Below are 7,794 nucleotides of genomic sequence, written 5' to 3'. Positions count from 1 at the left end.
GTAACAGCCGGGGCCACCGGCGCGGGACGCGGCGGGGGCCACGACAGGACAGTGCGGAACCGGTCAGGCGGACAGTCCGTCAGACGGCGACGCCGGACGGGGTACGGCGGCGGCGCAGGACGGCGGCGCCGGCGCCGAGGCCGCCGAGCAGCAGGACGGAACCGGCGGCCATGCCACCGCCGGACAGGGCCATGCCACCACCGCCGGTGTGCACCCCGCCGTGCGGCTTCTTGCCGTGCTCCTCGCCCTTCCACGACTCGTCGGAGGAAGAGTGGGAGGAAGAAGCCGAGGAAGAGTCGGAGGAAGAGGAGGAGTCCTCGCTGTGCGAGTAGGAGTCGTCGGACGAGGAGGAGTCCCCGGTCTCGGCGGCGGCGGAGGAGGAGGCCTGGCCGTTCGGGTCGTAGGCGTTCACAGCACCCGTCGCATGGGCGGCCGGAGCGGCGACGGCGAGCAGGGCGGACAGTGCGGCTCCGGCAAAGAGGGTGCGGGCAGTGCGCATGAGTTGGTTCCTTTCGCCGTCACGTGCGCCGGCCGGCCCGGTGCCAGCCACGGTGATCGCAGTAACGGCATCTTCACGGTCAGTCAGATCTCGGGGTCGCGCGAGCGGGAATGGGCCGCCCGAGGGGGCGGCGTCCGCCCTCCGGGTGGTGACGTCCACCTGATGGCCCCGGGCGGACGCGCAGCGGGCCGGCGATCAGCCGGCCGGGCGCTCCCACCGGTAGAACTCGTCGGCCATGGCGTCCTTCGGCGACCGCCATGTCGCCGGGTCGTACGCCTCGACGTGGACCGAGAGCCGGTCGCTGATGTCCTTGAAGGCCGGGTGCGAGGAGTACTTGGCGACCGCCGGTCCGGGTGGCCCGTCGGCCTCGATCAGATGCAGATAGACGTCGCCGAACTGGAACAGGCTGCGACCGCTGACCCCGATGAGGTGCGGCAGCTCGCCTGCGTCCGAGGCAGCGAAGACATCGGCGATGCCGGGCGCCGAGCCCGGCTTCATCCGGGCGACGATCAGTGCGCGGTGCACGGTCCGCGTCCTTTCTGCGGAGTTCTCCGCGGAGTCACGGGTTCCCGGGCGGGAGCCGAGGTGCTGGTGGAAGGGGATGCGGGCACGCGGAGACGGTCCGCGTGCCCGAGGACGGCCGACGGGGCAGACCCGCCGGTGGCGGACCGGGTCAGTTGGCGACCGACATCTGCTCGCGGGCGCGCTGCTCGACCTTGTCCCTGATCAGCTCGAGCTGGATCCTGGAGTTGGCGTTGATGCGCTCGGTCATCCCGGCGTCGTCCACCGGCGCGTCCGGCTTCATCGCGAAGTCCTGGACCCAGCGCATCCGGGTGCCGCCCGGTGCCTCGTGGTAGGCCCAGAAGATCTCCATGAACTCGAACGGCCCGGTCTCCACCCGGCGGGCGGTGACGGTCCGTGTCTCGCGCACCGGCTCCCGCTCGGAGACCCAGCTCCACACCGTGCCGTTCTCGTCGGGGTGCATGGTGAGCCGGAAACGGGTCAGACCACCGCGGCGCTCCAGGACCTCCACCGACGCGTACTCGCTGAACAACTGCGGCCAGTTCTCCAGGTCGTTCGTCATGTCCCAGACCAGGTCCATCGGCGCCTGGACGGTGATCTCGTTCTCGGTGTGCCCCGCCATCGTCAGGCCCTCGCCTTCAGCACGTCGTTGACCAGGGCCGTCAGCTCGCGCGGGGTCTTGCAGGCGTCGGCGTCGGCGGGGATCGAGGTGCCGTAGTCGTTCTCCAGCGAGCCCACGATGCCGAGCAGGCCCAGCGAGTCCAGGCCGAAGTCGGCGAACGGCGTGTCGCAGCGCAGTTCCAGCTGCATCGGGTCGACGCTGACTCCGGCGCGGCGCTCCATCATCGAGGCCAGATCGGCGTAGGTCAGTTGGGTGTCCATGAGGCTCCTTACGTCAGTGGGGGGATCAGGGGCGGCCGGCGGCGCCGTGCCTGAGCACGAGCGCCGAGTTGGAACCCAGCAGGCCGCGGCTGAGCACCAGGACGGTGCGCAGTTCGGCCGGCCGGGCGTGACCGGTCACCAGGTCCAGGCCGTGACTCACGTCCGTGACCTGGGGCGTCGGCGGCACGACGCCGTGTTCCATGGCGAGCACCGCACAGGCGGTGTCGAGCGTGGAGGCGGCGCAGTACGCCCGCCCGATGCCGGTCTTGGGGGCGGTGACCGGGACCCGCGCCGCGTGCGGGCCGAGCGCGTCGGAGATGGCCAGTGCCTCCGCGTGGTCCGCCTCCGGCACGCCGAGCGCGTCGGCGAAGACCGCGTCGACCTCGCCGGGCGCGCACCCGGCCTCCGCCAGCGCACCGCCGATGGCCCGGGCCAGCCCCTCCCGCGAGGCGGCCCAGCCGTCGCTACCGGTGAAGGTCGCGGCGTGCCCGGCGACGACGGCGCGGGCCCGTACGCCACGACGGCGCGCCGCCGCCTCCTCCTCGACCACGAACATCGCGCCGCCCTCGGCGGGCACGAATCCGCCGGCCTGGTCGGTGAAGGGCAGATAGGCCCGGTGCGGCTCCGCGGACCTGCTCAGCTCCGGATAGCCGAGCTGGCACACGATCGAGTACGGCGCGAGCGGCGCTTCCGCCGCTCCCACCACGACCGCGTCCGCGCCGCCCCGGATACTGCGGGCGGCGTGGGCCATCGCGTCCAGGCCGCCGGCCTCGTCGCCCGCCACCACTCCGCTGGGCCCCTTGAAGCCGCCCCGGATCGAGATCTGACCGGTGCTGGCCGCGTAGAACCAGGCGATGGACTGGTACGGGCCGACGTACCGTGGTCCACGGCCCCACAACTGCTGGAGCTCGCGCTGCCCGAACTCGCCGCCGCCGGAACCCGCCGCGGTCACCACACCGATGGCGTACGCCGACCCGTCGGCGGCTTTCAGGGAGGCGTCGGCCAAGGCCAGTTCGGCCGCCGCCATGGCGAAGTGGCTGAACCGGTCGGTCTGCACCAGGTAGCGGTCCTCGACCACCGTGGACGGATCGAAGCCGCGCACCTCGCCCGCCACCCGCAGCGGAAGGTGCTCGCACCCCTCCCGGGTGACCCGGTCAAGGACGCTGACGCCCTCCTTGGTCGCCTTCCAGAAGGCGTCCGCGCCGATCCCGTTGGGCGCGATCACGCCCATGCCGGTGATCACGGTACGGCGCCCGTCCGCAGTGCTCCGCGTCATCGTGCTCTCGCCTCCTCTCTGCCCAGCACCACCGCGGACTGGAAGCCGCCGAAGCCGCTGCCGACCGACAGCACCGTGCGCAGCTTCCGTTCCCGAGCCGTCCTCGGCACGTAGTCGAGGTCGCACTCGGGGTCCGGGGTGGTGTAGTTGGCGGTCGGCGGCACCACGCCGTGATCCATGGCCAAGGCGCACGCCGCCAACTCGATTGCGCCGATCGCACCGAGCGAGTGACCGACCATCGACTTGATCGAGCTCATCGGCGTCCGGTACGCGTGCGCGCCCAGCGACCGCTTGACCGCCTCGGTCTCGTGCCGGTCGTTCTGCTTGGTGCCCGAGCCGTGCGCGTTGACGTAGTCGACCGCCGAGCTGTCGATCCGGCCGTGTGCCAGCGCCTTGTCGATGGCCTCGGACATCTCCAGTCCTTCGCGGGTCAGCCCGGTCATGTGGTGGGCGTTGCTGAACGACGCATAGCCCTTGATCTCGCAGTACATCCGTGCCCCGCGAGCCCTGGCATGCTCCAGCTCCTCCAGGATCAGCACCGCCCCGCCCTCGCCGAGGACGAACCCGTCCCGGTCGGCGTCGAACGGCCGGGAGGCGTGCTCCGGGTCGTCGTTGTTCGGCGACGTCGCCTTGATGGCGTCGAAGCAGGCCACCGTGATCGGTGAGATCGGCGAGTCGGAGGCACCGGCGACACACACGTCGGCCCGGCCCTCCTCGATCGTCTGGAAGGCGTACCCCACGGCGTCCAGGCCGGAGGTGCAGCCGGTGGAGACCGTCTGCACCGGGCCGTGCGCGCCGAACTCCTCGGCCACCTCGCAGGCCAGGGCGCTCGGCTGGAACGCCCGGTGCAGATGCGGGGCGGCCGGGCGGTGGTCCACGTCCCAGCGTGCGCCGGAGGAGCTGACCAGGGTGTAGTCGTGCTCCAGCCGGGTGGTGCCGCCGACCGCGGTACCCAGCGACACACCGAGCCGCCACGGGTCCTCGGCCGCCAGCTCCAGACCGGAGTCACGTACCGCCTCGGCCGCGGCCACCAGCGCGAACTGGACGTACAGGTCGGCACGGGCCACCTGGTCGGCGGTCAGACCGCAGGCCAGCGGGTCGAAGTCGCACTCGGCTGCTATTCGCGACCTGAATTCACGGGGGTCGAACCGGGTGATCCCGCGGGTCGCCGTCCGGCCGGCGGTGAGCAGGTCCCAGAACGCGGGCACGCCCACCCCGCCGGGGGCGACGACGCCGATTCCGGTCACCGCCACCCGCCGCGTCACGAGACCGCCTCCGCGGCTTCCGGCGGCCGGCTCGCGCCGGAAGCCGCGGAGTGACTTCCGGCGGCCATCGCGGGCTCCTCGGTGTCCACATGGCCCAGCTCCGGGCGGGGCGCCAGCGGACCGAGGTGGAAGACCATGCGGGCCTCGGTGTGACCGACGTTGCGGAACCGGTGCCGTACGTCTTTCGGGATCAGCAGGCCCTGGTCGGCCCGCAGCGCGTACGCGGTGTCGTCCAGGTCGACCTCGAGTTCGCCGCAGACGACGAAGACGAACTCCTCCGAGTACGGGTGGTAGTGCTCGGCGATCCGGTCGCCGGGCTGGATCAACGCCAGGCCCATGAACCCGCTGGTCGCTCCGGTGACGTTCGGGGTGAGCATGGCGCGCAGATCACCACCGCGGCGCCGGTTGGGCTCGATCTCATCTACATGCACGATCCGAGGGGGCTGAGCGGTCATGACGGGTGCCTCCAGGTGGGATTCACTTCGGCCGCGAGCGGCAGGCGCGGCCGGCCCGCACGGGCGGGACACGGAACGGTGGTCACGGCTCCTGCGAGTGGCGGTCGGTGATGTGTGTCATCTCACAGTGGGCGAGGAGGTTCCCGCGCCCCTGATCGGTGGTGAGGTCACCCGGTGCGCCGGGAAGTTCGACCAGACGGCCCAGCTCGGCCGCCAGGTCGCGGTCGGTGGTACCGGTCGTCAGGGCCGGGTCCTGGGCGAGCGGCACCGTCAGGTCGATCACACGCACGACGACGTCGTCGCGCTGGAAGACGGTGCTGCGCACCAGGGGGCTGCCCGGGACCACCGCGGCCAGCTCGTCGGCGCGGGCCAGTACCCGGGCCGCCGCGGCGCCGCTGCCGCCGCGTACCGGATAGCGCAGTGCGTACCGCCGTACCCGCCCGGCCGGCTCCGCCTCGTTCACCGTCTCGTGCACGGCCGGCAGGCTCGCCCGGCTGAAGAACGCCCGGGCCGCCTCCGGGTCGCCCAGGTCGCGGTCCTCCTCCAGGTACGGGTTGATGGCCTCCTCGACCGCCCGCACCTCCGGCTGCTGGGCCACGTGGCGCAGCGCCGCCGCCAGGTTGCCGGTCACCTCGACCGCCCGGACCACCCGGTTGCCGTGCATGAACAGCGTGGTCCGGCACAGCCGGGTGGAGGAGTCGACCCGCGCCGACGGGGACTGGTATCCGGCCAGGATCGCGGCGACCTTCTCCTCGCTGCCGGGCTTGACGGTGAAGGTGATGGCGTGCCGGATGCGGCCGTCACCTGCCCGTTCGGGCGCCGGCGCCAGGTCGCCGACGTGCCCGGCGGCGGAGGTCTCCCGCAGGATGCTGTAGCGCAGCGACCGGGTGTCGTTGACGCAGTCGTGCATCGGCTTGACCATCTCGCGGTGCTCGGCGCTGTCCACCCAGGACAGGAACGGGCCCGCGCTCTCCCACTCACTGGTGATCAGCCATTGCGCCGGATCCTCGATCGACTGGCAGAGCTGGTCGCTCACGTGGCCGGGCACCGACGCCACCTGGGTGCGCAGGAGTTCGTAAGCGTCCAGGAACCGCTGCTGCGCGCCCTTGCGGATGTCCAGCAGCAGCACCACCCGGAGCCGGGCGTACTCGGTCCGCGCCCCGCCCGCGAGCGGGCTGGACAGATCCGGCTGTTGCGGCGAGGTCGCCTCCGACAGGGTCGTCATCTTCCACTTCTCCTTCTGGTGCTGAGGTTCGAGTGCTTCGCGTGCGTGTGGTCCTGAGCGTGCCGCGCCGCCGGATGCCCGGGGCACCGCTCTGAGCTTGATCGTGCTTCGATCCCACGGACGGCGCGAGATGTGCGGTCCATGCGGGCGAATGCGCCGTCAGGACACCTCCGGACGGCGCCCACCGGGCATGAAAAGAGCTGGGCCCGGCGGACACGCGCCGAGCGCCCGACCGTCGCCGTGCCCGCTTTCCCGTACAGGCTGGAGCAACCGATGACACCGAAGTTCGACGACCGGGTACCGGTCCTGATCACGGGCGGTTCCCTGGTGGGACTGTCCACCTCCCTCTTCCTCGGCCGACTGGGCGTCCGCCACCTGCTGGTGGAGAAGCACCCCGGCACCTCGCACCACCCGCGCGGACGCGGCAACAACGTGCGCACGATGGAACTGTTCAGAACCGCCGGGATCGAGGGCGCGATCCGCGAGGCCGCGTCCGTGCTGGCCGGGAACCACGGAATCCTGCAGGCCGAGTCGCTCACCGGGGACAACCAGAAGTGGCTGTTCCGGGAGATCGACCCGGGTGGCGGACTGGCCCGGTTCAGCCCGTCCGGGTGGTGCCTGTGCAGCCAGAACGACCTGGAGCCGGTGCTGCTGAAGGAGGCCCGCCGGCTCGGCGGCGAGATCCGGTTCGGCGTCGAGCTGCGCTCGTTCGAGCAGGACGACGAGGGGGTGACCGCGGTGGTGCGCCACCGGGACACCGACGAGACCCGGGTGGTGCGCGCCGACTACCTCGTCGCCGCGGACGGACCGCGCAGCCCGGTCCGCGAACGGCTCGGCGTCGGCCAGACCGGCGCCGGCGAGCTGTTCCACAACGTCAGCGTCACCTTCGTCGCCAAGCGGCTGGCCGACGTGGTCGGCGACCGCCACTTCATCGCCTGCTACCTGACCAACCCGGAAGCGGACGGCGCCCTGCTCCCGGTCGACAACGAGGAGCGGTGGGTCTTCCACCTGCCCTGGCACCCCGACCGCGGCGAGCCGCTGGAGGCGTTCACCGACGAGCGCTGCGCCGCGCACATCCGCACCGCGGTCGGCGTCCCCGACCTGGAGATCGAGATCACCGGAAAGGCCCCCTGGCACGCGGCCGAACGTGTGGCGGAGCGCTACTCGGCCGGCCGGGTCTTCCTCGCCGGGGACTCCGCCCACGAGATGTCGCCCACCGGGGCCTTCGGCTCCAACACCGGTATCCAGGACGGGCACAACCTCGCCTGGAAACTCGCCGCCGTCCTCGGCGGCTGGGCCGGACCCGGCCTGCTCGACACCTACGGCGCCGAGCGGCGGCCGGTCGCGGTGGCCACCAGCGAACGGGCCTCCGCCCGGTCCGCCGAGCACAACCACCCCGGTTACGACGCCGCGCCCGGCGCGGGCCGGCAGAGCGGCGTCCTCACCGTGGCCCTGGGCTACCGCTACCCGGCCGGCGCGGTGGTCGGTGTCGACCCGGGCCGCCCGATCGTGCCGGCGGGCCCGCCCTCGGGCGGTCCGGGCGGCCCGGTCGATCCGGTCGGTGCCGGTGGTCCGGGCGGACCGGTGGGTCCGGCCGGACCCGGTGGTTCAGGCGGCGCCGCGCCCCACGGCCCGGCCGGTCGGGGCCGTCCCGGTGGCGCGGGCCGGCC

The 7,794-nt window shown here is 72.5% G+C and carries 9 protein-coding genes; 1 reads left to right on the top strand and 8 read right to left on the bottom strand.

Features of this window, described 5'->3' with window-relative positions; genetic code table 11:
- Window positions 1-79 precede the first annotated feature (79 nt).
- The 8 genes from VIW71_RS10865 to VIW71_RS10830 form a co-directional block, all read right to left on the bottom strand.
- Window positions 80-499: a hypothetical protein gene (locus VIW71_RS10865; RefSeq protein WP_331621886.1), complete on the bottom strand. Its 420-nt coding sequence runs from the start codon at window positions 497-499 to the stop codon at window positions 80-82.
- A 195-nt stretch (window positions 500-694) separates the two neighbouring features.
- Window positions 695-1,024: a TcmI family type II polyketide cyclase gene (locus VIW71_RS10860; protein ID WP_331621885.1), complete on the bottom strand. Its 330-nt coding sequence runs from the start codon at window positions 1,022-1,024 to the stop codon at window positions 695-697.
- A gap of 148 nt (window positions 1,025-1,172) precedes the next feature.
- On the bottom strand, window positions 1,173-1,643 hold the full coding sequence (locus tag VIW71_RS10855) for an SRPBCC family protein (RefSeq protein WP_331621884.1): 471 nt from the start codon (window positions 1,641-1,643) through the stop codon (window positions 1,173-1,175).
- 2 nt (window positions 1,644-1,645) lie between these two features.
- Window positions 1,646-1,903 (bottom strand): acyl carrier protein, encoded by a 258-nt coding sequence (locus tag VIW71_RS10850; protein ID WP_331621883.1) that lies wholly within the window; start codon window positions 1,901-1,903, stop codon window positions 1,646-1,648.
- 25 nt (window positions 1,904-1,928) lie between these two features.
- Window positions 1,929-3,179, bottom strand: a complete 1,251-nt coding sequence (locus VIW71_RS10845; RefSeq protein ID WP_331621882.1) for a beta-ketoacyl synthase N-terminal-like domain-containing protein — start codon at window positions 3,177-3,179, stop codon at window positions 1,929-1,931.
- A complete protein-coding gene (locus tag VIW71_RS10840; protein ID WP_331621881.1) occupies window positions 3,176-4,444 on the bottom strand; it encodes a beta-ketoacyl-[acyl-carrier-protein] synthase family protein in 1,269 nt (422 codons plus the stop codon). Before VIW71_RS10840 ends, VIW71_RS10845 begins: the two co-directional genes overlap by 4 nt.
- The gene (locus VIW71_RS10835) at window positions 4,441-4,899 is read right to left on the bottom strand and encodes a cupin domain-containing protein (protein ID WP_331621880.1); all 459 of its coding nucleotides are present in this window, start codon (window positions 4,897-4,899) and stop codon (window positions 4,441-4,443) included. Before VIW71_RS10835 ends, VIW71_RS10840 begins: the two co-directional genes overlap by 4 nt.
- Before the next feature lie 82 nt (window positions 4,900-4,981).
- Window positions 4,982-6,124 (bottom strand): SchA/CurD-like domain-containing protein, encoded by a 1,143-nt coding sequence (locus tag VIW71_RS10830; protein WP_331621879.1) that lies wholly within the window; start codon window positions 6,122-6,124, stop codon window positions 4,982-4,984.
- Between the two features lie 273 nt (window positions 6,125-6,397).
- On the opposite strand from VIW71_RS10830, the gene VIW71_RS10825 reads away from it, so the two are divergent.
- Window positions 6,398-7,794, top strand: a 1,397-nt coding sequence (locus VIW71_RS10825; protein WP_331621878.1) for an FAD-dependent oxidoreductase, incomplete at its 3' end; no start/stop codon positions are given.

Source organism: Streptomyces sp. (genome assembly GCF_036524955.1).
In the GTDB taxonomy this organism is placed as follows: Bacteria; Actinomycetota; Actinomycetes; order Streptomycetales; family Streptomycetaceae; genus Actinacidiphila.
The sequence above is the reverse complement of the archived record's forward strand: the minus strand, read 5'-3'. Positions and strand labels throughout refer to the sequence as shown.